The following is a 21,740-nucleotide window of genomic DNA, read 5'->3' as shown; positions in this document are numbered from 1 at the left end:
CATGTTCATCCAGACCGAAGCGACACCCAACCCCGCGACCCTGAAGTTCCTGCCCGGCCGCACCGTGATGCCGGACGGCACGCTCGAGCTGCGCGATGCCGACCAGGCCGACCGCTCGCCGCTGGCCTCGCGGCTCTTCGCCGTCAACGGCGTCTCCGGCGTGTTCCTGGGCTCGGACTTCATCACCGTGACCAAGGCGACCGGCGAGTGGCCGCATCTCAAGCCCGCGATCCTCGGCGCGATCATGGAGCATTTCATGTCGGGCGCGCCGGTCCTCTCGGACGGCTCGCAGGCCGACGTGATCGAGGAGGGCGAGTTCTTCGCGCCCGAGGATGCCGCGACGGTCGAGACCATCAAGGACCTGCTCGAGACCCGCATCCGCCCAGCGGTCGCCGGCGATGGCGGCGACATCACCTTCCGCGGCTACAAGGACGGCACGGTCTACCTCGCGATGAAGGGCTCCTGCTCGGGCTGCCCGTCCTCGACCGCGACGCTGAAGCACGGCATCCAGAACCTGCTGCGCCACTTCCTGCCGGACGTGCGCGAAGTCGAAGCCGTCTGATCTAGCAAGAGAATACATGCGCATCCTCGCGATCGACACCGCGCTCGGCGCCTGCTCGGCCTGCGTGCTCGACGCGGGCGAGGCCACGCCGAGCGTGCGCGAGCAGGTCGCGATGGAGCGCGGCCACGCCGAGGCGCTGATGCCGATGATCGAGCGCGTGATGAACGCCGTCGACGGCGGCTTCGCCTCGCTGGACCGCGTCGCGGTCACGATCGGCCCCGGTAGCTATACCGGCCTGCGCGTCGGCATCAGCGCAGCCCGCGCCATCGCCTTCGCAGCCGGGATTCCGGCCATCGGCGTGACCACGCTGGCCGCCACCGCCGCGCCCCTGATCGGCCGCGAGCCCGGCCGGGTCATCGCGGCGGCGCTAGACGCCAAGCACGGCCAGGTCTGGTTCCAGGCACTGAACGGGCAGGGCAAGCAGCTCGTCTCGATCCGCCAGGTCAATCATCGCGACGCCGCCCGCGCCATCGGCGCCGGGCCGGTCAGCCTCGTCGGCTCGGCCGCGATGGCGGTGGCAAACGAGGCCTGGGCGATCGGGCTCGACGCGCTCGTGCTCGACGAGAGCAAGGCGCCCGACGTGACCTGGGTGGCGCGGCTCGGCCTGATCGCCGATCCCGAGGCCGCCCCGCCGCGGCCGCTCTACCTGAAAGCGCCAGAGACGACGCCGCAGGATCGCGCCCGCCTGCCGCGTCGTTAACAAATCCTCTATCCGAATGACTTGCCAGCGCGGCTGGCTGTGCCATCAAGCGGCATGGATTGGCTGCGTAAACTGCTGCACCCGACGGCCGGCCCGGCCCGCACCGGCCCGCTCGACGCGCGCCAGGCCCGCGATGTCGCGGCCCTGCACCATCTCGGCGGCTTCGCACGCGGTTGGGATCCGGGCGAATGCGCTGCGCTGATCGCGGATGCGAGCGTCGTCACCGACGGCGTCTTCGCGGGCAAGGCCTCGACCCCGTCCGGATTCGCGATGTCGCGCAAGGCGGCCGACGAGGCCGAGATCCTCAGCATCGTGGTGGCGACGGGCCAGCGCGGCAGCGGCCTCGGCCGCGCCCTGCTCGCCGCCCATCTCGGCCAGCTCGCGGCGATGGGCGTCACCTGCGTCTTCCTCGAGGTCGAGGACGGCAATGTCGCGGCCGACCGGCTCTACCGGCATTTCGGCTTCCGCGAGGTCGGCCGGCGCAAGGGCTATTATCCCAAGCCGGACGGCAGCAAGGCCACGGCGGTGACGATGCGGCTCGATCTCGCGTGACAGCGACTGCCGCCTCGTTCATGTAGCGCTCCGGACTGGAGCTGTGATTCACGCATGAATGGCCTACGCCCCGGCGCGATCCTGCGGCTTGTCGTGCTCGCGCTCTGCACGCTCGCGCTGCTGCCGGTGCAGCTCGTCATGCTCAGGCTCGGCCCGCACCATGGCTGGCGGCTGCCGCTGACGTTCCACCGCCTGGTCTGCCTCTGCCTCGGCGTGCGCCGGACGGAGCGCGGCACGCCGCCGCCGAAGGGCGAGGGCGGGCTGATCGTCGCCAACCACGTCTCCTGGCTCGACATCTGCGTGATCGGGGCCGAACGGCCGCTCTCCTTCGTCGCCAAGGCCGAGGTCTCGGGCTGGCCGGTGATCGGCTTCCTCGCCAAGGTCCAGCGCACGCTCTTCATCGACCGTACCCGCCGCTCGGCCACGGCCGGCATGACGGCCGAGATGGGGCAGAGGCTCGCCGACGGGCAATCGGTCGTGCTCTTCGCCGAGGGCACGACCGGCGACGGCACGCGCATCCTGCCGCTGCGCTCCTCGCTGCTCGGCGCGGTGCATGAAGCCATCGGCCGCAGCGGCGAGGACAACGACGTCACGGTCTACCCGCTCACCATCACCTATACTGGCTTCCACGGCATGGCCGGCGGCCGCGTCGAGCGCTCGGCGCTGGCCTGGTATGGCGATACCGAACTCGCACCCCATCTCAAGGCGATGTTCGAGGCCGGTGCGATCGATGTCGAGCTCACCTGGGGCGAGCCGATCCGGATGGGCCGCAAGACCTCGCGCAAGGAGGCGACGCGGCTCGCCGAGGCGGCGATCCGCACGGCCAGGAACGAGGCGGTCACGGGCCGGTCATTGTCCTAGGCTAATGCTGCCCGCGTTTGGCTCGGATGTTGCTTCGCCTGCAATTGTGAATGCGGGATCATTTCCACGGTGCAGAATCCGGAGTAAGGAAACGGTTTGGAGACCCGATCCGCAACGATGAAGAAAGTCCACATCAAGTCCTTCGGCTGCCAGATGAACGTCTATGACGGGCAGCGCATGGCCGATATCCTGGCCGGACAGGGCTACGAGGAGGTTGCTGCGCCCGAGGGCGCCGACCTGATCCTGCTCAACACCTGCCATATCCGCGACCGCGCCGTGCAGAAGGTCTATACCGAGCTCGGCAAGCTGCGCGACCTCAAGAACGAGCAGAAGGCGAACGGCCAGGAGACGAGGATCGTCGTCGCAGGCTGCGTCGCCCAGGCCGAAGGCGCCGAGATCCAGCGCCGCCAGCCGGCCGTCGACCTCGTCGTCGGGCCGCAGGCCTATCACCGCCTGCCCTCGCTGCTGGCAGAGGCCCAGCGCACGCGCGTGGTCGATACCGACCTGCCGGCCGACGACAAGTTCGGCTATCTGCCGGCGCCGAAGCCCGCCGCGATCCGCAGCCGCGGCATCTCGGCCTTCGTCACGGTGCAGGAAGGCTGCGACAAGTTCTGCGCCTTCTGCGTCGTGCCTTATACGCGCGGCACCGAGTTCTCGCGGCCCGTCGCGCAGGTTCTCGCCGAGATCGAGCGGCTCGCTGACGCCGGCGTGCAGGACGTCACGCTGATCGGCCAGAACGTCAACGCCTATCATGGCGAGGGGCCGGACGGGCGCGCCTGGGGCCTGGCGAGACTGATGCACCGCGTCGCCGAGGTGCCGGGCATCGCCCGCATCCGCTACACCACGAGCCATCCGCGCGACATGGACGACGACCTGATCGCCGCCCATCGCGACCTGCCGCAGGTGATGCCCTTCCTGCACCTGCCGGTGCAGGCGGGCTCCGACCGCATCCTTTCGGCGATGAACCGCAAGCACACCGCCGACGAGTACCGCCGCCTGATCGAGCGCGTCCGCACGGCGCGGCCCGACATCGCGCTGTCCTCGGACTTCATCGTCGGCTTCCCCGGCGAGAGCGAGGCGGATTTCGCGGAGACGCTGCGGCTGGTCGAGGATATCGGCTTCGCCTCGAGCTATTCCTTCAAATATTCGCCGCGCCCGGGCACGCCGGCGGCCGAGCTCACGGTGCAGGTCGCGCCCGAGGTGATGAACGAGCGCCTGCACCGCCTGCAGGAGCGCATCGAGCACCACCGCCAGGCTTTCAACCACGCCATGGTCGGCCGCACCATTGAGGTTCTGCTCGAACGCACAGGGCGCCATCCCGGCCAGCTTGCGGGGAAGTCGCCCTACCTTCAGGCTGTGCAGATCGAAACCAAGGCGAATCAGATCGGCGACATGGTGAAGGTGGTGATCGAGCGTACCGGCTCGAATTCCCTGTTCGGGCGGCTCGCCGCCCCCGAGGACATCGCCGCTTGAACCTGCTTGCCGCCAGCTCCCGGGCGACCGCGCTCTCCTGTCATCAGGATGAAACCGTCGCGCTCGGTTATGCTATCGAAACACCCGGCCCGACGCTCCTGTCCCGCCGGCATGCGCTTGAGGGAGACGACGCTTTTGGCACAGGCTGACTCGATGACCCCACGACCGGACCGAGGCCCCAGGCGCGAGAGCGCGCCGCAACGCGTCGAGAACCTGACGCGGGATGGGCTCCCAGCCACCGAAATCGTGTTGTCCTTCGAGGATAACGGCCTCGCCAGCCTCGTCTTCGGACATTACGACCAGAACCTCGCGCATCTCGAGCGCAGGCTCGGCGTCGTGATCAGCCCGAACGGCAACCACGCCACCATCAAAGGCCCGCGCGAAACAGCCGAACAGGCCGGGCGCGTGCTGAAGACGCTCTATTCCCGCGCCAAGGCCGGCGCCTCCGTCACGCTCGGCGAGGTCGACGGCGCGATCGAGGAAAGCAACGTGCAGCGTTCGCTGTTCCCGTCCGACAATGCCGGCAAGGCCTCGTTCGACGCGATCGTCACGCGCAAGCGCGGCCCGGTCAGGGCCCGCAACGCGGCGCAGGACGCCTATCTGCGCCAGCTCAAGCGCAACGAGCTCGTGCTCGCCGAAGGCCCGGCCGGCACCGGCAAGACCTGGCTCGCGGTCGGGCACGCCGTCTCGCTGATCGAGCAGGGCGTGGTCGAGCGCATGGTGCTGTCGCGCCCGGCAGTCGAGGCCGGCGAGCGGCTCGGCTTCCTGCCCGGCGACATGCGCGAGAAGGTCGACCCCTATCTGCGCCCGATCTACGATGCGCTGAACGACTTCATGGAGGCGCGCCATGTCGAGCGCGCCCTGCAGACCGGCATGATCGAGATCGCGCCGCTCGCCTTCATGCGCGGCCGGACGCTGACCAACGCGGTCGTGCTGCTCGACGAGGCGCAGAACGCGACCTCCGTGCAGATGAAGATGTTCCTGACCCGCCTCGGCGAGGGCTCGCGCATGATCATCACCGGCGATCCCACCCAGATCGACCTGCCGCCGGGCCAGCGCTCGGGGCTGATCGAGGCCGTCAGGCTGCTCTCCGGCGTCGAGGGCGTCGGCCATGCCAAGTTCGAGGAGGGCGACGTCGTCCGCCACGACCTCGTGCGCCGCATCGTCATGGCCTATGAGAGCGCCGCGCGGCGCGAGCGGGCCGAATGGGAAGAGCGTACGCGCCAGCCGCTGCCGCCCACGCCGGTCGAGGGCGACACCGAGGGCCTGAAGCGCACGCTGTCGCGGGAGCGACCGCGATGAACGACCGACCTCCCACGCGGCGCCAGGCGCCGCGACCGGACAGACTCACGATCTCGATCCGCCTGCAATCGCGCCGCTGGCGCGAGCTCGGCGACCTGCGCGAGCGTGTGAGCCAGGCCACAGAGGCCGCCCTGGCCGTCAGCGAGGTTAAGCCCCTGCCCGGGGCGGAGCTCAGCCTGCTGATGACCGACGACAAGCGCATCCGCAGCGTCAACCGCGACTGGCGCGGCCTCGACAAGGCGACGAACGTGCTCTCCTTCCCGGCCGCGCCGCCGGAGCGGATCACGGCGAGCCCCGTGCTCGGCGACATCGTGCTGGCCTTTGAGACCGTGCTGCGCGAGGCCGAGGACGAGGGCAAGAGCCCCGGCGACCATCTCAGCCATCTCGTCGTCCACGGCCTGCTGCACCTGCTCGGCGAGGATCACGAGACCGAAAGCGAGGCCATCCGCATGGAAGGCCTCGAAATCGCCGCGCTTGCGCGGCTCGGTATCGCCGATCCCTATGCCGGCGCCGAACTCGACACCGCCTCTTCGAACCAACCCAGAATCGACCGCCCCACACCATGAGCGACGACAGTCGATCAACCCAGAGCGAATCTGCCGGACGCGGCCCGGCCGGCTGGCTCGGCCTGTTCCTCGACCGGCTCGGCCTGCGCAACGGCGGCAGCATCCGCGAGGACATCACGGAGGCGCTGGCGCAGGATAGCGGGCAGCTCGCCGACCTGAGCGCGCAGGAGCGCGCGATGCTCTCCAACGTGCTCAGCCTGCGCGAGCGCCGCATCGCCGACGTGATGGTGCCGCGCGCCGACATCATCGCCGTCTCGGCCGAGACGACGCTGGGCGACCTGCTCGGCCTGTTCAGCCGGGCCGGCCATTCGCGTCTGCCGGTTTATGGCGACACGCTCGACGATCCGCGCGGCATGATCCACATCCGCGACTTCGTCGACTTCATCGCCGCCAAGGCGCGGCCGATGGCCGAGACCGAGGCGAGCGGGCCGATCCTCGGCGCCGTCGACCTCTCGGTGACGCTGCACTCGGCCAAGATCCTGCGGCCGGTGCTCTACGTGCCGCCCTCGATGCCGGCCGTCGACCTCCTGGTCCGGATGCAGGCGACGCGCACCCATATCGCGCTCGTAATCGACGAATATGGCGGCACCGACGGGCTGGTCTCGATCGAGGACCTGGTCGAGATCGTCGTCGGCGACATCGAGGACGAGCACGACCTCGACGAAGCCCCGACGATCGCGCCGGCGGGCGAGAACATCTTCACCGCCGACGCCCGCGCCACGCTGGAAGACCTCAAGGACGCGACCGGCATCGACCTGTCGCAGGCCGAGGTCGCCGAGGACGTCGACACGCTGGGCGGGCTGATCGTGACGCTCGCCGGCCATGTCCCGGCCCGCGGCGAGCTGATCCAGGGGCCGGAAGGGCTCGAATTCGAGATCCTCGACGCCGATCCGCGCCGGATCAAGCGCCTGCGCATCCATTGTGGCCTTACAGCGACGCTCGAAACTCCGGCGCCGGCGGAATCGGGCTGATGCCATTCTCAGCTCTGGCCGACAAGGTCATCCTCGCCTGGGGTTGGCCGAAGCGCCTGATCGCGCTCGTCGCCGGCGCGAGCGGCGCGCTCGCCCTGCCGCCGCTCGACCTCTGGCCCCTCATCGTCATCCCGATGACCGTGGCGGTCTGGCTGGTCGACGGCGCCGTCGGCGCGAGCTGGCGGGCGCGGTTTCTGTCGGCCGCAGCGGCGGGCTGGTGGTGGGGCTTCGGCTTCTTCCTGGCCGGGCTATGGTGGCTGGGGGCCGCCTTCCTGGTCGAGGCCGACAAGTTCGCCTGGGCGATGCCGCTCGGCGTCGTCGCGCTGCCGGCCTTCCTTGCCTTTTTCCCGGCGCTGGGCTTCGGCCTTGCCAGGCTGATCTGGCCCCATGGCGGCGGCCGCATCCTCATGCTCGCGGTCGCGTTGACGCTGAGCGAATACCTGCGCGGCCACGTCTTCACCGGCTTTCCCTGGAACGTCTACGGCATGATGCTGGCCGGCCAGGCCTGGATCGCGCAATTCGCGGCGATCGCCGGCCTCTACGGGCTGACGCTGGTCGCGGTTGCGATCGGCGCCGCGCCGGCGGTCATCGGCACCGCCAAGCCCGGCGCGGCGCGCTGGCGCATGCCGGCTCTGGCGCTCGCCGCGCTCTGCGGTCTGATCGGCTTCGGCGCCTGGCGCATTCCCGCGCAGCCCGCGGCCATGGTCAGCGGCGTCAAGCTGCGGCTGATGCAGCCCAACCTGCCGCAGGACGCCAAGTTCAGCCCGCAGAACGCCGAGCCGATCCTGGCGCACTACCTGAAGCTCAGCGACCGGGCGACGAGCCCGGCGACGCTCGGCGTGCAGGACGTCACCCATCTGATCTGGCCGGAATCGGCCTTCCCCTTCCTGCTCGGCCGCACGCCGCAGGCACTCTCGCGCATCGCCGCGCTATTGCCGCCGAACGCGACGCTGATCACCGGCGCGGCACGGGCGGGCGAGATGCTGCCCGGCGAGAGCCGGCCGCCGATCTTCAACTCGGTGCAGGTCGTCAACGACGAGGGCGTGATCGTCGCGAGCTACGACAAGGTCCATCTCGTGCCCTTCGGGGAGTATCTGCCGCCGATTCTCGAGACGTTGATCCGCAGCGTCGGGCTCTCGGAATTCGTCTCCGTGCCCGGCGGATTCGCCGCCGGAGAGCGCCATATGCCGCTGATCGTGCGTGGATTGCCCCCCGCCGCAGCCGTGATATGTTACGAAATTGTGTTTCCCGGCGCGGTGGTGCCGCAGGGGCCGCGGCCAGGCTTCATCCTGAACCTGACCAATGACGGCTGGTTCGGCCAGACGAGCGGGCCCTACCAGCATTTCGCCCAGGCGCGCCTGCGCACGATCGAGGAGGGCCTGCCACTCGTCCGCGTCGCCAATACCGGGATCTCGGGCGTCGTCGATTCCTATGGGCGGGTGATTGCAAGCCTGCCGCTCGGAACCGAAGGCGTGCTTGATGTCGGCCTGCCGCGAAGTGGATCTGCTACGCTTTATTCGCAACTCGGGGATGTCATTTTTGCAGGGCTCGTCATAGCATTCCTGCTTCTGTCACGGTTGCGAGGCGTTTGATCATCCCATTTGGAACCAGTTTACATGGGAGGCGGCATCAGGCATAAACGTAGCGCTAATAGACTTAAGTCTCATTGACACTCTATGACGTCTACCGCGACCCGCGGCCCTGCGGCGACGACGTGATCTAAGGCCTCGATCCATGATCAAAAAAGTGCCCAATCCGATCGACCGCCATGTCGGCAGCCGTGTACGCATGCGCCGGATGCTCGCCGGAATCAGCCAGGAAAAGCTCGGCGAAGCCCTGAGCCTGACCTTCCAGCAGATCCAGAAATACGAGAAGGGCGCGAACCGCATCAGCGCCAGCCGCCTGCAGCAGATCGCCAAGAAGCTCGAGGTGCCCGTCTCGTTCTTCTTCGACGGCGCGCCGAACGGCGACGCCACGCCAGACGGCGGCTTCGCCGATTCCAGCTCGACGGCCTATATCTCCGACTTCCTCGCGACCAGCGAGGGCGTGCAGCTCACCAAGGCCTTCGTGCGCATCAAGAGCGGCCGCGTCCGCCGCCGCATCGTCGACCTCGTCGAGGCACTTGCCGAGGAAGATGACCAAAAAGCCTGATTTTTGGTCTTCTACGTTCTTCCTGCCGAACATTCCTACCGTTTAACGGATTTCGGTGCTTGACGGCGAACGCGGGCGGCTGCAAGAAGCGCGTGCTGCCAGTCGGTCGGCCTCCGTTCGACTGGCCTTTGTTCTTTCCTGCATGAAGGATCCAGCGGCCGTGTCCCGTCAGAACTATCTGTTCACCAGCGAATCCGTGTCCGAAGGCCACCCCGACAAGGTCTGTGACCGGATCTCCGACGAGATCGTCGACCTGTTCTTCAAGGAGGCCATCAAGGCCGGCTACGAGCCCTCGAAGGTGCGCGTCGCGGCCGAGACCCTGGCGACGACCAACCGCGTCGTCATCGCCGGCGAGGTCCGCACCCATCTCGACGAGAAGCAGATCAAGTCGAAGGTGAAGTCCGCCGCCCGCAAGGCGATCAAGGCGATCGGCTACGAGCAGGACGGCTTCCACTGGAAGAAGGCCAAGATCGACGTGCTGCTGCACCCGCAATCGGCGGATATCGCGCAGGGCGTCGACGAGGCCGGCAACAAGGATGTCGGCGCCGGCGACCAGGGCATCATGTTCGGCTATGCCTGCCGCGAGACGCCGGAGCTGATGCCGGCCCCGCTCTACTACGCCCACAAGATCCTGGAAGTGCTGGCCAAGGCCCGCCATTCCGGCGAAGGCCCGGCCGCCAAGCTCGGCCCCGACGCCAAGAGCCAGATCACGATCAAGTACGAGAACGGCAAGCCGGTCGGCGTCACCCAGATCGTGCTCTCGACCCAGCATCTCGACGAGAAGCTGACCTCGGCCGACGTCCGCAAGATCGTCGAGCCCTTCATCCGCGAGACCCTGCCCGACGGCTGGATCTCGAAGGAGACGGTCTGGCACGTCAACCCGACCGGCAAGTTCGTGATCGGCGGTCCCGATGGCGATTCCGGCCTGACCGGCCGCAAGATCATCGTCGACACCTATGGCGGCGCGGCCCCGCATGGCGGCGGCGCCTTCTCGGGCAAGGACCCGACCAAGGTCGACCGCTCGGCCGCCTACGCCGCGCGCTACCTCGCCAAGAACGTGGTCGCCGCCAAGCTCGCCGACCGCTGCACGATCCAGCTCTCCTACGCCATCGGCGTCGCCAAGCCGCTGTCGATCTATGTCGACCTGCACGGCACCGGCAAGGTCGACGAGGCCAAGCTCGAGGTCGCGCTGGGCGAGGTCATGGACCTGACCCCGAACGGCATCCGCAACCATCTCGGCCTCAACAAGGCGATCTACGCCAAGTCGGCGGCTTACGGGCATTTCGGCCGCAAGGCCGGCCGCGACGGCAGCTTCTCCTGGGAGAAGACCGACCTCATCGACGCGCTGAAGAAGGCCGTCGCCTGATCCAACGCCCGGTAGCCCGGATATCGAAGGCCGGAGTGGCAGCGCTCCGGCCTTTGCTTTTGCGGCGATCCCATAGCTCTTTGATTTAGCATCGGCTTTTTCCGAAAACCGCATGCCACTTTTCGGGCCGATGCTCTAAAGACCTGCCATCATGAGCGACGAACACGACACGGAACGGGCCTTTTTCGGCCGGCGCAAGGGCAAGGCCCTGCGCGAGGGCCAGGCCGCGCGCATCGAGGGACTGCTGCCGGCGCTGCGGCTGCCCGAAGGCGAGATCGCCGACCTCGAGGCGTTGTTTCCGGTCCCGGTCGAGGCCGTCAGGCTCGAGATCGGCTTCGGCGGCGGCGAGCACCTGCTGTCGCGGATGCGCGAGAGCCCGCAGATCGGCTTCATCGGCTGCGAGCCCTTCGTCAACGGCATGGCGAAGTTCCTGGCCGTGGTCGAGCATGAGGGCCTGAAGAACGTCCGGCTCTGGGATGGCGACGCGGCGCTGCTGCTGCCGCGCCTGCCGGCCGGCGCGCTCGACGCGATCGACCTGCTCTATCCCGATCCCTGGCCGAAGCGCCGGCAGCGCAAGCGCCGCTTCGTCTCCGACCGGACGATCGGGCTGTTCGCGCGGGCGCTGCGCGAGGGCGGGCGCTTCCGCTTCGCCAGCGACATCGACGATTATGTCGGCTGGACGCTGGCGCGCCTGCTGCGCTCGCCCGATTTCGACTGGAGCGACGAGCGCGCCGACGATTGGCGCAAGCCCTATCCGGGCTGGGTGCGCACCCGCTACGAGGCCAAGGCGGTCAAGGCCGGGCGGGTGCCGAGCTACCTCACTGCTGTACGCCGTCGCGCATCCTGAGGAAGCCGAGCACGCGCTGGGCGGTGACCGGCGTCAGGTTGCGGAAGCTCTGGCGGGCACGCTCGACCGCGGGCAGCGAGGTGCCGTCGGTCTTGCGCAGGCCAATCAGCGCGCGCGTCGTCTCCCAGGACCAGCCGAGGCCGCGGCCGACGAGCAGGACGGCATCGCGATCGGGCCCCAGGATGATCTGCTCGGTCGCGGGCAGGCCGAGGCGGGCCAGCACGGCGATGCCGCAGATCGCGCGCTCGCTGTCGCCGGCGGCGGCGAATTCGGCGACCTTGGCCTCGTCGAGCCTGCCGGCATCGTCGAGCCGCTTGATCTCGGTGAGCGCGGCGCTGAAGCGGCCGAGCTCGTCATGGATATGGCCCTGCGCCGAGACGGCCTCGGCGCCGCGCTCGACCGCGCTCTCGACGGCCCCGGCCAGGCCGGGCTCGAGCGAGGCGGTGAGCCGGCGGCGAGCGGAGTTCTTGGCGGCGAGCATGAGCTGCTCGGTGAGCTCGGGCGGGACGTCGGAGCGGGTGCTGAGCATGGTCTGCAGCGCATCGTCCTGGACCGCGCGCATCACCAGCACGCCCATGCCATGGCGCGAGAAGCGCGCCGTCTGGTTGGCCGCGACGGCATGGGTGACGACCCGGCCGCCGCGCAGGATCAGGAAATCGGTGATGGGCTCGCCGAGATCGGGCCGCTCGGTGATGGCGAGCATATGGTCGCGGCCCTTGGCGGCGGAGATCGCGACGAGGTCCTGGTCGGTCAGCATCGGCGAGTGGATCAGGACCGGGCGGGCCACCGCGATCTCGTCGAGCGCGAGCTGGCGCATCACGCCGCCCGGCGCATTCGGCACGACGGAGAGCCGCTCGGCCAGCTCGATGCGGGCGCGCATCTCGATGGCGCGGGCGAGCCGGCCGATCACGACGTCGAATACGCTGATCTGGTCGTCGCCCATGCCGCGGGCGGTGCTGACGAACAGGTCGGTCAGGCGCGACAGGATCTGGGCGCGGTCGTCGCCGGACCCGCGCGCCATCGTCGTCTCAAGGTCGCGCAGCAAAGCGCTGACAGAACTCATCCGATAAAACTCCACGCAACTCCGGCTAAGCTAAGCCAGAAGAGTGACCAGCCGGTTAGCGTAACGGCAACTTGCTGCGAGGCCCTGCGCCGTGTTTGACCTTGCATGGCAGGCCGATGCGGATTAGATAGCGGCTTAACAGCTCTGGTTTCGGTGTAAGCCGATGATCAAGAGCGGGCCTGCCGGCCCGCTCTTTTTTGTTGGCCGCAGGCCCTGCCGGAGCATCCGGGCGGCCAGGCATGAGCGAACCGACAGCAACAGCAGATCAGGACAGGCGCGTCGTCACCGAAAGCGGCGTGGCCGCGCGCGTCGCGGCGATCATCGAGCCGGCGATCGTCGACCTCGGCTATCGCCTGGTGCGCGTGCGCGTTACCGGCCAGAATGGCTGCACCGTGCAGATCATGGCCGAGCTGCCTGACGGGACGATGAACGTCGAGGGCTGCGAGGCGGTGAGCCAGGCGGTGTCGCCGGCGCTCGACGTCGACGACCCGATCAAGGTGCCCTACCATCTCGAGGTCTCGTCGCCGGGGATCGACCGGCCGCTGGTGCGCCCGAGCGATTTCGCGCGCTGGGCCGGGCATCTCGCCAAGATCGACACCGACCAGATCGTCGCTGGCCGCAAGCGCTTCCGCGGCATCCTGCGCGGCTTCGAGGGCCAGAACGCCCTGCTGTCGCGCGACGACGCCAAATCGGAGGAAGAGCGCGACGTCGCCATTCCGATGAACCTGATCGACGACGCGCGCCTCGTCCTGACCGATGCGCTGATCATCGAATCGCTCAGGCGCGGCAAATCCGGCCTGCCGCCGGAGATGCCCGCCGCCGACGAGATCGCCAGCCCGAAGAAGGGCCGGGGAAAATCACTGGGACCGCGCCCGGGCAAGGCCCGCGCTGCCCCTGAAAACGACACCGAAGAGGAGTGAGCGCCATGGTTGTCAGCGCCAACAGGCTCGAACTGCTGCAGATCGCCGACGCGGTTGCCCGCGAGAAGTCGATCGACCGGCAGATCGTCATCGACGCGATGCAGGACGCCATCGCCAAGGCGGCGCGCTCGCGCTACGGCGCCGAAACCGACGTCCATGCCGAGATCAACACCAAGTCGGGCGAGCTCCGGCTGGCGCGCCACCTCCAGGTGGTCGACCAGGTCGAGAACGGCGCGGTCGAGATCACGCTGGCCGAGGCCAAGCGCCACAACCCGGCCGCCCAGGTCGGCGACGTCATCGCCGATCCGCTGCCGCCCTTCGATTTCGGCCGCATCGCCGCGCAGTCGGCCAAGCAGGTCATCGTGCAGAAGGTGCGCGAGGCCGAGCGCGACCGCCAGTACGACGAGTACAAGGACCGCATCGGCGAGATCGTCAACGGCGCGGTCAAGCGCGTCGAGTACGGCAACGTCTTCGTCGATCTCGGCCGCGGCGAGGCGATCATCCGCCGCGACGAGATGATCCCGCGCGAGACCTTCAAGGTCGGCGACCGCGCCCGCGCCTATGTTTACGACGTGCGCCGCGAGCCGCGCGGCCCGCAGATCTTCCTGTCGCGCACCCATCCGCAGTTCATGGCCAAGCTCTTCGGCCAGGAAGTGCCGGAGATCTATGACGGCATCGTCGAGGTCAAGGCCGTCGCCCGCGATCCGGGCTCGCGCGCCAAGATCGCCGTGATCAGCCGCGATTCCTCGATCGACCCGGTCGGCGCCTGCGTCGGCATGCGCGGCTCGCGCGTGCAGGCCGTCGTCGGCGAGCTGCAGGGCGAGAAGATCGACATCATCCCGTGGTCGCCCGACGTCGCGACCTTCGTCGTCAACGCGCTGCAGCCGGCCGAGGTCGCCAAGGTCGTGCTCGACGAGGAGGCCGACAAGATCGAAGTCGTGGTGCCCGACGAGCAGCTCTCGCTCGCCATCGGCCGCCGCGGCCAGAACGTGCGCCTCGCCTCGCAGCTCACCGGCTGGGACATCGACATCCTGACCGAGGCCGAGGAATCGGAGCGCCGCCAGAAGGAGTTCCTGGCCCGCACCGAGATCTTCATGAACGCGCTGAACGTCGACGAGACGGTCGGCCAGCTGCTCGCCTCGGAAGGCTTCCGCAACGTCGAGGAGGTCGCCTATGTCGAGCCGTCCGAGCTCGCCTCGATCGAGGGCTTCGACGACGACACCGCGGCCGAGATCCAGTCGCGCGCCCAGGAATATCTCGCCGGGGTCGAGGCCGAGCTCGACGAGAAGCGCCGGGCGCTCGGCGTCGAGGACGAGTTGCGCGAAGTCGAGGGCGTCACCACATCCATGATGGTGGCGCTGGGCGAGAACGACGTGAAGAACGTTGAGGACCTCGCCGGCTGCGCCACTGACGACCTGGTCGGCTGGACCGAGCGCAAGGATGGCGAGAGCACCCGCCATGCCGGGTATCTCGACGGGTTCGACCTGTCGCGCCAGGATGCGGAGGCGATCATCATGGCCGCCCGCGTCAAGGCGGGCTGGGTCGAGGCCCCCGTCGAAGACGAGACCGAGGCCAGCGACGAAGCGGCCGAAGCCTGAGCAAGGCCAGGACGCCAGACATGAAACGGCCGGAGGCGGCGCGGCTCGCGCGCAAGGACGGCCCGGAACGCAGCTGCGTCGTGACCCGCACGGTCAAGGCGCCCGAGGATCTGATCCGCTTCGTGGTCGGGCCCGACGAGGTTCTGACGCCCGACCTGCGCCGCAAGCTTCCGGGCCGCGGCGTCTGGGTGAGCGTCAGCGCCGCGACGGTGCAGGAGGCGATCAAGCGCAAGGCCTTCGAGCGCTCGCTCAAGACCAAGGTCGTCGTGCCCGCCGATCTGGTCGGGCTGATCGAAGGGCTGATGCAGCGCGATGCGGTGCAGGCGCTGGCCATGGCCAACAAGGCGGGGCTGGTCTCGACCGGCTTCGCCAAGGTCGAGGCGGTGATCGGCTCCGGGCGCGTCGCCGCCGCGATCGAGGCGAGCGACGGCGCCGAGGACGGCAAGCGCAAGATCGGCCAGGCGCTCAGGCGCGCAGCGGCTGAGCGAAGCGAGGCCGGATTGAAGGCGAGGGAGATCCCCGTCGTGACGCAATTCACGGCGGCTGATTTGGAATTGGCGTTAGGGCGGGCACATGTGATACATGCGGCCCTTGCTCCGGGACCGGCGGCCGAGGGTTTCCTCTCCCGCTGGCGTCGACTCGTTCGCTACAGGACGGGTGATGCCGGTGCATTGGGCCCAGAAAGCCCGGCTGACATCGACGATACAGACGAATTGACGACCGAACCGGCACGACCGAAAGCGGCAGGACCGAGCGAAGAATGAGCGATACCAAGACCCCGGGCGACAAGACTTTGACCGTCAGCCCCCCGAAAACCCTGACGCTGAAGCGTCCTGTCGAGCAGAGCACTGTTCGGCAGAGCTTCTCGCATGGGCGCTCGAAGCAGGTTGTCGTCGAGGTTAAGCGCCGCGTCGGTGGGCCCGAGGTCGGCAAGGAAGCGCCGGTCGCCCGCGCGCCCCAGCCGGCGGTCCAACCCGCCCAACCGCGTCCAGTGGTGCCGCAGCCGGCTCCCGCCGCGCCCAAGCCCGGCGGCATGCTGCTGCGCACGCTCTCGACCGACGAGAAGGATGCGCGCCAGCGCGCCCTCTCCGATTCCCGCGCCCGGGAATTCGAGCAGCGCCAGCGCGCCGAGGAAGAGGCGCGTCAGCGGTCCCAGCGCGAAGAGCGCGAGCGGGCCGAGCGCGAAGCCGCCCTGGCGCGTCAGCGCGAGGAGGAAGACCGCCGCCGCCAGGAAGACGAGCACAAGCGCCGCGCCGAGAGCGCTGCGCGTCAGCGCATGAACGAAGAGCAGCAGGCCCCGCGCCCGCAGCCTCCGCGCGAGTTCACGCCGCCGCCACAGCAGCAACAGCCGATTTCGGACGCCCCGTCGGCCTCTGCGAGCGCTCCTGCTGCCGCTGCCGCGCCCTATTCTCCCGCTCCCCGTCCGGCATCCAGCCCGCGCGGCGACTTTGCCCCACGCGGCGATTTCGCCGGACGTCCGCCGATGCGCGATGTCGGCGCCCGGCCGCCACGGATCGATTCCCGGCCGCCGCGGATCGATTCGCCGCGTCCGCCCCGCCCCGATGCGGCGGCAGCCGCGGCCGAGCCGGCCGTGGTGCGGCCGGCCCGCCAGGCCCCTTCGGCCGGCGCCCCGCGCAGCCGTCCCGATGATGGCGAGGCGCGTCCCGCGTTCCGCCGTCCCGGTGGCGCTCCCGGCGCGCCCCGTGGCGCTCCGGCGCCTGCGCCCAAGACCCCCAAGGTCGGCGAGAAGCCGCGCGGCCGCCTGACGCTGTCGACCGCCACCGGCGGCGACGACGAGAGGACGCGCTCCGTCGCGGCCTTCCGCCGCCGCGTGCAGCGCATGACCGGCCATCGCGCCTCCGACGTCGCCAAAGAGCGCGTGATGCGCGAGGTGATCATCCCGGAGACGATCACCATCCAGGAACTCGCCAACCGCATGACCGAGCGGGGCGTCGACGTCATCCGCCTGCTGATGAAGCAGGGCGCGATGCACAAGATCACCGACGTGATCGACGCCGACACCGCCCAGCTCGTGGCCGAGGAAATGGGCCATACCGTCAAGCGCGTCGCCGAATCCGACGTCGAGGAGGGCCTGTTCGACACGCCCGACACCGACGACACGCTGACGCCGCGCCCCGCGGTCGTGACCATCATGGGCCATGTCGACCACGGCAAGACCTCGCTGCTCGACGCGATCCGCAAGACTCACGTCGTCTCCGGCGAGGCCGGCGGCATCACCCAGCATATCGGCGCCTATCAGGTGACGACGCCGCTGGGCTCGAAGGTGACCTTCATCGACACGCCCGGCCACGCCGCCTTCACGGCGATGCGCGCCCGCGGCGCCAAGGTGACGGACGTGGTCGTGCTCGTGGTCGCGGCCGATGACGGCGTCATGCCGCAGACGGTCGAGGCCATCAACCACGCCAAGGCGGCCAAGGTGCCGCTGATCGTGGCGATCAACAAGATCGACAAGGCCGACGCCAATCCCGACCGGGTCCGCTCGGAGCTGCTGCAATACGAGATCCAGGTCGAGTCGCTCGGCGGCGAGACGCTGGAAATCGAGGTCTCGGCCAAGACCGGCCAGAACCTCGACAAGCTGCTCGAGGCGATCGCTCTGCAGGCCGAACTGCTTGATCTCAGGGCCAACCCGGAGCGCCCGGCCGAAGGCACCGTGATCGAGGCCAAGCTCGACCGCGGCCGCGGCCCGGTCGCGACCGTCCTCGTCCAGCGCGGCACCTTGCGCACCGGCGACATCGTCGTCGCCGGCTCCGAATGGGGCCGCGTGCGTGCCCTGATCGGCGATACCGGCGCCCAGATCAAGGAAGCGCCTCCGTCGCTCCCGGTCGAGGTGCTCGGCTTCAACGGCACGCCCGAGGCCGGCGACCGCGTCGCGGTGGTCGAGTCCGAGGCGCGCGCCCGCGAGATCACCGATTACCGCGAGCGCCAGAAGCGCGACCGCATCGCCGCCCGCGGCGGCGGATCGGGCGCGGGCCGCTCGCTCGCCGAGATGATGCGCGACCTCAAGGAGGGCGCCGGCCGCAAGGAGTTCCCGCTCGTCGTCAAGGGCGACGTGCAGGGCTCGGTCGAGGCCATCGTCGGGACGCTCGAGAAGGTCGGCAACGACGAGGTGCGCGCCCGCGTGCTCTCGTCCGGCGTCGGCGGCATCACCGAATCCGACATCACCCTGGCCCAGGCATCGGGCGCGGCGGTGATCGGCTTCAACGTGCGTGCCCACAAGGAAGCGCGCGAGGCGGCCGAACGGGCCGGCGTCGAGATCCGCTACTACAGCATCATCTACAACCTCGTGGATGACGTGAAGGCGGCGATGTCGGGCCTGCTGGCGCCGACCCTGCGCGAGACAATGCTCGGCAACGCGCAGATCCTCGAGATCTTCAACGTCTCGAAGGTCGGCAAGATCGCCGGCTGCCGCGTCACCGACGGCACGATCGAGCGCGGCGCCAATGTCCGCCTGATCCGCGACAACGTCGTGGTCCACGAGGGCAAGCTGTCCCAGCTCAAGCGTTTCAAGGACGACGCCAAGGAAGTGGTCGCCGGCCAGGAATGCGGCATGTCCTTCGAGAGCTACCAGGACATGCGCCCTGGCGACGTGATCGAGTGCTTCCGCGTCGAGGAGATCAAGCGGACGCTGTGAGGCTTCGCTTGTCGCGCGTCATGGCCGGGCTTGACCCGGCCATCCCCGTCCGAATAAGGCGCTCCCAGAGCATGGCGCGAAAAAGTGGGCACCGGTTTTTCGCGGAAGCCATGCTCTGACTTTTGATGAAGATCACGTCACGAGATGGCCGGGTCAAGCCCGGCCATGACGTTTCTACGATCCACGCTCATCCGGTCCGATCCCGGAGAACGAGAACCATGGCAAAACCAGTTAAAACCTCAGGCCCATCCCAGCGGCAGCTCCGCGTCGGCGAACTGATCCGCCACGCCCTGGCGGAGATGCTGGCGCGCGGCGACATCCATGACGACGTGCTGGCGAAATACGTCATCACCGTGCCGGAGGTCCGGCTTTCGCCCGATCTCAAGCTGGCGACGGCCTATATCATGCCGCTCGGCGGGCTGGACGTGAAGCCGGTGCTGAAGGCGCTGGGCGGCCATACCCGCTATATCCGCGGCGAGATCGCGCACCGGGTCAACCTGAAATACGCGCCCAATATCCGCTTCCTGCAGGATGAGAGCTTCGCGGAGGCCGAGCGCATCGACGCGCTGCTCTATTCCGAGAAGGTGCTGCCGGACATCCTCAAGCCGCCGCTCAAGATCAATCCGGACGACCATGACGATGACTGACGCCACCGCCCCGGAGGGAACGGAGCCGCAGAAGCCCGGCCCGCTGCCGCGCCCCAAGAAGCGCGACGTGCATGGCTGGGTCGTGCTCGACAAGCCGATCGGCATGACCTCGACCCATGCGGTCAGCGTGGTCAAGCGCGCCTACTCGGCCAAGAAGGCCGGCCATGCCGGCACGCTCGACCCGCTCGCGTCGGGCCTGCTGCCGATCGCGCTGGGAGAGGCGACCAAGACCGTCCCCTTCGTCATGGACGGGCGCAAGGCCTACGAATTCACCGTCGCCTGGGGCTCCCAGACCAATACCGACGATACCGAGGGCAGCGTCGTCGCGACCTCGGAGACGCGGCCGGACGAGGCGGCGATCGCAGCCCTGCTGCCGCGCTTCACCGGCACGATCCTGCAGGTGCCGCCAAAATTCTCGGCGATCAAGATCGCCGGCGAGCGCGCCTACGACCTCGCCCGCGACGGCGAGGAGGTGCAGCTCGAGCCGCGCCCGGTCGAGATCGACGCGCTCAGGATCGTGACGCACACGGCCGATGCCACGACCTTCGAGGCCGAATGCGGCAAGGGCACCTATGTCCGCGCCATCGCGCGCGACCTCGGCATCGCGCTCGGCTGCCTCGGCCATGTCGCGCATCTCCGGCGCACGCGGGTCGGGCCCTTCGCCGTCACCGAAGCGACCACGGTCGAGACGCTGCGGGACGGTGCCGGGGGCACTGAGGCAGCGCTCCGACCGGTCGAGACGGCGCTCAGCCTGATCCCGCAGATCGTGGTCCATCGCGACGCCGCGCTGCGCCTCAAGCGCGGCCAGAGCGTGCTGCTGCGCGGGCGCGACGCGCCGATCGAGGCCGAAGCGGTCTATGCGACGAGCGGCGGCGTCCTGATCGCGACGGGCTCGATCGAGAACGGGGAGTTGATCCCGCACCGGGTTTTCAACCTTTAGGCGCAACGATCCTAACGGTTTGGGCGGGAATGCGGCCAAATTACGTTAGGTAAACCCAATATCAATTCTTTACCCGCTACTTAGGCCTCGCATCTACGCCCGCGCGACCTGCCTGGGCTGAGCGGGGGCTGCCTTCCATGAAGAAACTGATGTCCGGCATGTCGATCCGGACGACGCTGGCCTGCATCATCGGCATGATGGGGCTGCTTATCGCCGGGATCTGCGGCCAGGAGCTGTGGTCGACCTATTGGCGGCACGAGGCTGCCGTGCAGGTCGCCCAGCTCTCCAAGCTGAACGAGAACCTGTTCGATGCGCTGGTGAGCTCGCGCTACGAGCGCGCTTCGCTGCAAACCGCCGTCATCCTGGCGACCGACAAGAACCAGTCCTCGATCGCGAGCTACATGACCCGCCGCAAGGAGGTCGACGACGCGATGGTGCAGGCGCAGGCCGCGATCAACGGCAGCGGCATCGCCGCCGTATCGGATGCGGGCCGCAGCCTCAATGCCAATTTCGACGCCAACAAGAAGCTGCGCGAAACCGTCGACGCCGAATCGAAGCTCGCGGTCACCGCCCGCACGCCCGGCCTGCCGCAGAACGTCCTGACCATCGGCGACCGCTTCCTGCAGAGCCTGGAGACGACCTCGGCCGTGGTCGAGAACGAGATCCGCAATCTCAGCCCGCGCCTGTCGGAACTGATCATCACCCGCTCGATGGCCTGGTCGGTGCGTGCGCAAGCCGGCACGTCCGGCCAGATGATCAGCTCGATCCTGGCGCAGGCGCGCCCGTTCACGACGTCCGAAGCCGATTCGCTGAAGCTCGCCGACGCCCAGGCCGCCTATGGCTGGCAGATGCTGCGGGCCGTCGGCGGTGGCGAGCAGGCCCCGCCCGCGATCCGCAACGCGATCCGCAAGGCCGAGCGGACCTATTTCTCCGGCCAGTTCACCGACCTCAAGGAAGACGTCGTCAAGGCGATGACGACCACCGGCAAGATCAACCTGAGCACCGATAAATGGCGTGAAACCGTCATTCCGGCGCTGGACACGATCAGCGAGGTCTCCAACGCTGCGATCACCGAGCTCAACCTCAAGGCCGATCAGGCCGCGAGCGACCTGACCTGGACGCTGATCCAGTACGCCGCCCTGTTCGCCGGCGGGCTGATCGTCGCGATCGCCGGCTATGTCGTCGTGCAGTCGCGGGTCACCGGGCCGATCGGCGTGATGACGGTGGCGATGCGCAAGCTCGCCGAGGGCGACCTCGCGCTCGAGATCCCCTATGGCGAGCGGCGCGACGAGATCGGCGGCATGGCCGGCGCGCTCAACATCTTCAAGGAGAACGGGTTGCGCGTCCGCGCCCTTGAAGAGAAGGAGCGGGCCGAGGCCGCTGCCAGGCTGGCGCGGGCCGAATCGATGGCTTTGGTCGTGACGGATGTGGGCGCGGTGGTCGCGGCTGCTGCGGCGGGCGACTTCTCGGCGCGGCTGCAGATCGAGGACGCCGACGCGCAGATGCAGCAGCTCATCGCCGGCATCAACGAGATCAACGCCGTGGTCGATTCGGCCACGACCGAGTTCG

Annotated in this window: 21 protein-coding genes; 20 read left to right on the top strand and 1 reads right to left on the bottom strand. The window is 68.7% G+C overall.

Annotated elements, in window-relative coordinates:
• Window position 1 precedes the first annotated feature (1 nt).
• The 13 genes from DWF00_RS00100 to trmB all read left to right on the top strand — a co-directional run bounded on the left by DWF00_RS00100 (window position 2) and on the right by trmB (window position 11,351).
• Window positions 2-562 carry a NifU family protein gene (locus tag DWF00_RS00100; protein WP_114828507.1) on the top strand — a complete coding sequence of 187 codons (561 nt, stop codon included), beginning with the start codon at window positions 2-4 and terminating at the stop codon, window positions 560-562.
• Between the two features lie 16 nt (window positions 563-578).
• Complete coding sequence (gene tsaB, locus DWF00_RS00095) at window positions 579-1,262, top strand: tRNA (adenosine(37)-N6)-threonylcarbamoyltransferase complex dimerization subunit type 1 TsaB (protein ID WP_114828506.1); 684 nt, start codon at window positions 579-581, stop codon at window positions 1,260-1,262.
• 54 nt (window positions 1,263-1,316) lie between these two features.
• On the top strand, window positions 1,317-1,814 hold the full coding sequence (locus tag DWF00_RS00090) for a GNAT family N-acetyltransferase (protein ID WP_114828505.1): 498 nt from the start codon (window positions 1,317-1,319) through the stop codon (window positions 1,812-1,814).
• A gap of 54 nt (window positions 1,815-1,868) precedes the next feature.
• Window positions 1,869-2,675 (top strand): lysophospholipid acyltransferase family protein, encoded by an 807-nt coding sequence (locus DWF00_RS00085; protein ID WP_114828504.1) that lies wholly within the window; start codon window positions 1,869-1,871, stop codon window positions 2,673-2,675.
• 117 nt (window positions 2,676-2,792) lie between these two features.
• The gene (gene miaB / locus DWF00_RS00080; protein ID WP_114828503.1) at window positions 2,793-4,148 is read left to right on the top strand and encodes a tRNA (N6-isopentenyl adenosine(37)-C2)-methylthiotransferase MiaB; all 1,356 of its coding nucleotides are present in this window, start codon (window positions 2,793-2,795) and stop codon (window positions 4,146-4,148) included.
• Window positions 4,145-4,297, top strand: a complete 153-nt coding sequence (locus DWF00_RS29260) for a hypothetical protein (RefSeq protein WP_181832560.1) — start codon at window positions 4,145-4,147, stop codon at window positions 4,295-4,297. Before miaB ends, DWF00_RS29260 begins: the two co-directional genes overlap by 4 nt.
• Window positions 4,298-4,301: 4 nt before the next feature.
• Window positions 4,302-5,450, top strand: coding sequence for a PhoH family protein (locus tag DWF00_RS00075; protein WP_114828502.1), 1,149 nt, complete (start codon window positions 4,302-4,304; stop codon window positions 5,448-5,450).
• Window positions 5,447-6,016: an rRNA maturation RNase YbeY gene (ybeY, locus tag DWF00_RS00070; RefSeq protein WP_114828501.1), complete on the top strand. Its 570-nt coding sequence runs from the start codon at window positions 5,447-5,449 to the stop codon at window positions 6,014-6,016. Before DWF00_RS00075 ends, ybeY begins: the two co-directional genes overlap by 4 nt.
• Entirely contained in the window at window positions 6,013-6,987 is a 975-nt protein-coding gene (locus DWF00_RS00065; protein WP_114828500.1) for a hemolysin family protein, read from the top strand. Before ybeY ends, DWF00_RS00065 begins: the two co-directional genes overlap by 4 nt.
• Window positions 6,987-8,579 carry an apolipoprotein N-acyltransferase gene (lnt, locus tag DWF00_RS00060; protein ID WP_114828499.1) on the top strand — a complete coding sequence of 531 codons (1,593 nt, stop codon included), beginning with the start codon at window positions 6,987-6,989 and terminating at the stop codon, window positions 8,577-8,579. The genes DWF00_RS00065 and lnt overlap by 1 nt, the downstream gene beginning before the upstream one ends.
• Window positions 8,580-8,724: 145 nt before the next feature.
• Window positions 8,725-9,138 carry a helix-turn-helix domain-containing protein gene (locus DWF00_RS00055; RefSeq protein ID WP_181832594.1) on the top strand — a complete coding sequence of 138 codons (414 nt, stop codon included), beginning with the start codon at window positions 8,725-8,727 and terminating at the stop codon, window positions 9,136-9,138.
• A 160-nt stretch (window positions 9,139-9,298) separates the two neighbouring features.
• Complete coding sequence (metK, locus tag DWF00_RS00050; protein WP_114828497.1) at window positions 9,299-10,504, top strand: methionine adenosyltransferase; 1,206 nt, start codon at window positions 9,299-9,301, stop codon at window positions 10,502-10,504.
• A 151-nt stretch (window positions 10,505-10,655) separates the two neighbouring features.
• Window positions 10,656-11,351 (top strand): tRNA (guanine(46)-N(7))-methyltransferase TrmB, encoded by a 696-nt coding sequence (gene trmB / locus DWF00_RS00045; protein WP_114828496.1) that lies wholly within the window; start codon window positions 10,656-10,658, stop codon window positions 11,349-11,351.
• Here the strand turns inward: trmB and DWF00_RS00040 are convergent.
• A complete protein-coding gene (locus DWF00_RS00040) occupies window positions 11,323-12,414 on the bottom strand; it encodes a DUF2336 domain-containing protein (protein ID WP_114828495.1) in 1,092 nt (363 codons plus the stop codon). The two genes, trmB and DWF00_RS00040, sit on opposite strands and share 29 nt — an antisense overlap.
• 239 nt (window positions 12,415-12,653) lie before the next feature.
• Here DWF00_RS00040 and rimP point away from each other — a divergent pair, with 239 nt between their 5' ends.
• From rimP to DWF00_RS00005, 7 genes are all read left to right on the top strand, one after another.
• Complete coding sequence (gene rimP, locus DWF00_RS00035; RefSeq protein WP_181832559.1) at window positions 12,654-13,334, top strand: ribosome maturation factor RimP; 681 nt, start codon at window positions 12,654-12,656, stop codon at window positions 13,332-13,334.
• 5 nt (window positions 13,335-13,339) lie between these two features.
• On the top strand, window positions 13,340-14,932 hold the full coding sequence (gene nusA / locus DWF00_RS00030) for a transcription termination factor NusA (RefSeq protein ID WP_114828494.1): 1,593 nt from the start codon (window positions 13,340-13,342) through the stop codon (window positions 14,930-14,932).
• 20 nt (window positions 14,933-14,952) lie between these two features.
• Entirely contained in the window at window positions 14,953-15,696 is a 744-nt protein-coding gene (locus tag DWF00_RS00025; RefSeq protein ID WP_114828493.1) for an RNA-binding protein, read from the top strand.
• Window positions 15,693-18,584 carry a translation initiation factor IF-2 gene (infB, locus tag DWF00_RS00020; protein WP_114828492.1) on the top strand — a complete coding sequence of 964 codons (2,892 nt, stop codon included), beginning with the start codon at window positions 15,693-15,695 and terminating at the stop codon, window positions 18,582-18,584. The genes DWF00_RS00025 and infB overlap by 4 nt, the downstream gene beginning before the upstream one ends.
• Window positions 18,585-18,802: 218 nt before the next feature.
• Window positions 18,803-19,231 (top strand): 30S ribosome-binding factor RbfA, encoded by a 429-nt coding sequence (gene rbfA, locus DWF00_RS00015; protein ID WP_114828491.1) that lies wholly within the window; start codon window positions 18,803-18,805, stop codon window positions 19,229-19,231.
• Entirely contained in the window at window positions 19,224-20,171 is a 948-nt protein-coding gene (gene truB, locus DWF00_RS00010) for a tRNA pseudouridine(55) synthase TruB (protein WP_245973679.1), read from the top strand. Before rbfA ends, truB begins: the two co-directional genes overlap by 8 nt.
• A 137-nt stretch (window positions 20,172-20,308) precedes the next feature.
• Window positions 20,309-21,740: HAMP domain-containing protein (locus DWF00_RS00005; protein ID WP_114852983.1), on the top strand; the 1,432-nt coding region annotated here is incomplete at its 3' end.

Source organism: Allobosea caraganae (genome assembly GCF_003351345.1).
Taxonomy (GTDB): Bacteria; Pseudomonadota; Alphaproteobacteria; order Rhizobiales; family Beijerinckiaceae; genus Allobosea; species Allobosea caraganae.
Note: the sequence above shows the minus strand (reverse complement) of the source record. Positions and strands in the feature narration are given on the sequence as shown.

What these genes read in the sequence shown, in the direction of transcription:
- lnt (WP_114828499.1), top strand. Translation starts at nt 6,987, where the DNA reads ATGCCATTCTCAGCTCTGGCCGACAAGGTCATCCTCGCCTGGGGTTGG.
- infB (WP_114828492.1), top strand. Translation starts at nt 15,693, where the DNA reads ATGAGCGATACCAAGACCCCGGGCGACAAGACTTTGACCGTCAGCCCC.
- DWF00_RS00085 (WP_114828504.1), top strand. Translation starts at nt 1,869, where the DNA reads ATGAATGGCCTACGCCCCGGCGCGATCCTGCGGCTTGTCGTGCTCGCG.
- DWF00_RS00100 (WP_114828507.1), top strand. Translation starts at nt 2, where the DNA reads ATGTTCATCCAGACCGAAGCGACACCCAACCCCGCGACCCTGAAGTTC.
- rbfA (WP_114828491.1), top strand. Translation starts at nt 18,803, where the DNA reads ATGGCAAAACCAGTTAAAACCTCAGGCCCATCCCAGCGGCAGCTCCGC.
- miaB (WP_114828503.1), top strand. Translation starts at nt 2,793, where the DNA reads ATGAAGAAAGTCCACATCAAGTCCTTCGGCTGCCAGATGAACGTCTAT.
- DWF00_RS00040 (WP_114828495.1), bottom strand. Translation starts at nt 12,414, where the DNA reads ATGAGTTCTGTCAGCGCTTTGCTGCGCGACCTTGAGACGACGATGGCG.
- ybeY (WP_114828501.1), top strand. Translation starts at nt 5,447, where the DNA reads ATGAACGACCGACCTCCCACGCGGCGCCAGGCGCCGCGACCGGACAGA.
- tsaB (WP_114828506.1), top strand. Translation starts at nt 579, where the DNA reads ATGCGCATCCTCGCGATCGACACCGCGCTCGGCGCCTGCTCGGCCTGC.
- DWF00_RS00065 (WP_114828500.1), top strand. Translation starts at nt 6,013, where the DNA reads ATGAGCGACGACAGTCGATCAACCCAGAGCGAATCTGCCGGACGCGGC.
- trmB (WP_114828496.1), top strand. Translation starts at nt 10,656, where the DNA reads ATGAGCGACGAACACGACACGGAACGGGCCTTTTTCGGCCGGCGCAAG.
- DWF00_RS00075 (WP_114828502.1), top strand. Translation starts at nt 4,302, where the DNA reads ATGACCCCACGACCGGACCGAGGCCCCAGGCGCGAGAGCGCGCCGCAA.
- rimP (WP_181832559.1), top strand. Translation starts at nt 12,654, where the DNA reads ATGAGCGAACCGACAGCAACAGCAGATCAGGACAGGCGCGTCGTCACC.
- truB (WP_245973679.1), top strand. Translation starts at nt 19,224, where the DNA reads ATGACTGACGCCACCGCCCCGGAGGGAACGGAGCCGCAGAAGCCCGGC.
- DWF00_RS00090 (WP_114828505.1), top strand. Translation starts at nt 1,317, where the DNA reads ATGGATTGGCTGCGTAAACTGCTGCACCCGACGGCCGGCCCGGCCCGC.
- DWF00_RS00025 (WP_114828493.1), top strand. Translation starts at nt 14,953, where the DNA reads ATGAAACGGCCGGAGGCGGCGCGGCTCGCGCGCAAGGACGGCCCGGAA.
- nusA (WP_114828494.1), top strand. Translation starts at nt 13,340, where the DNA reads ATGGTTGTCAGCGCCAACAGGCTCGAACTGCTGCAGATCGCCGACGCG.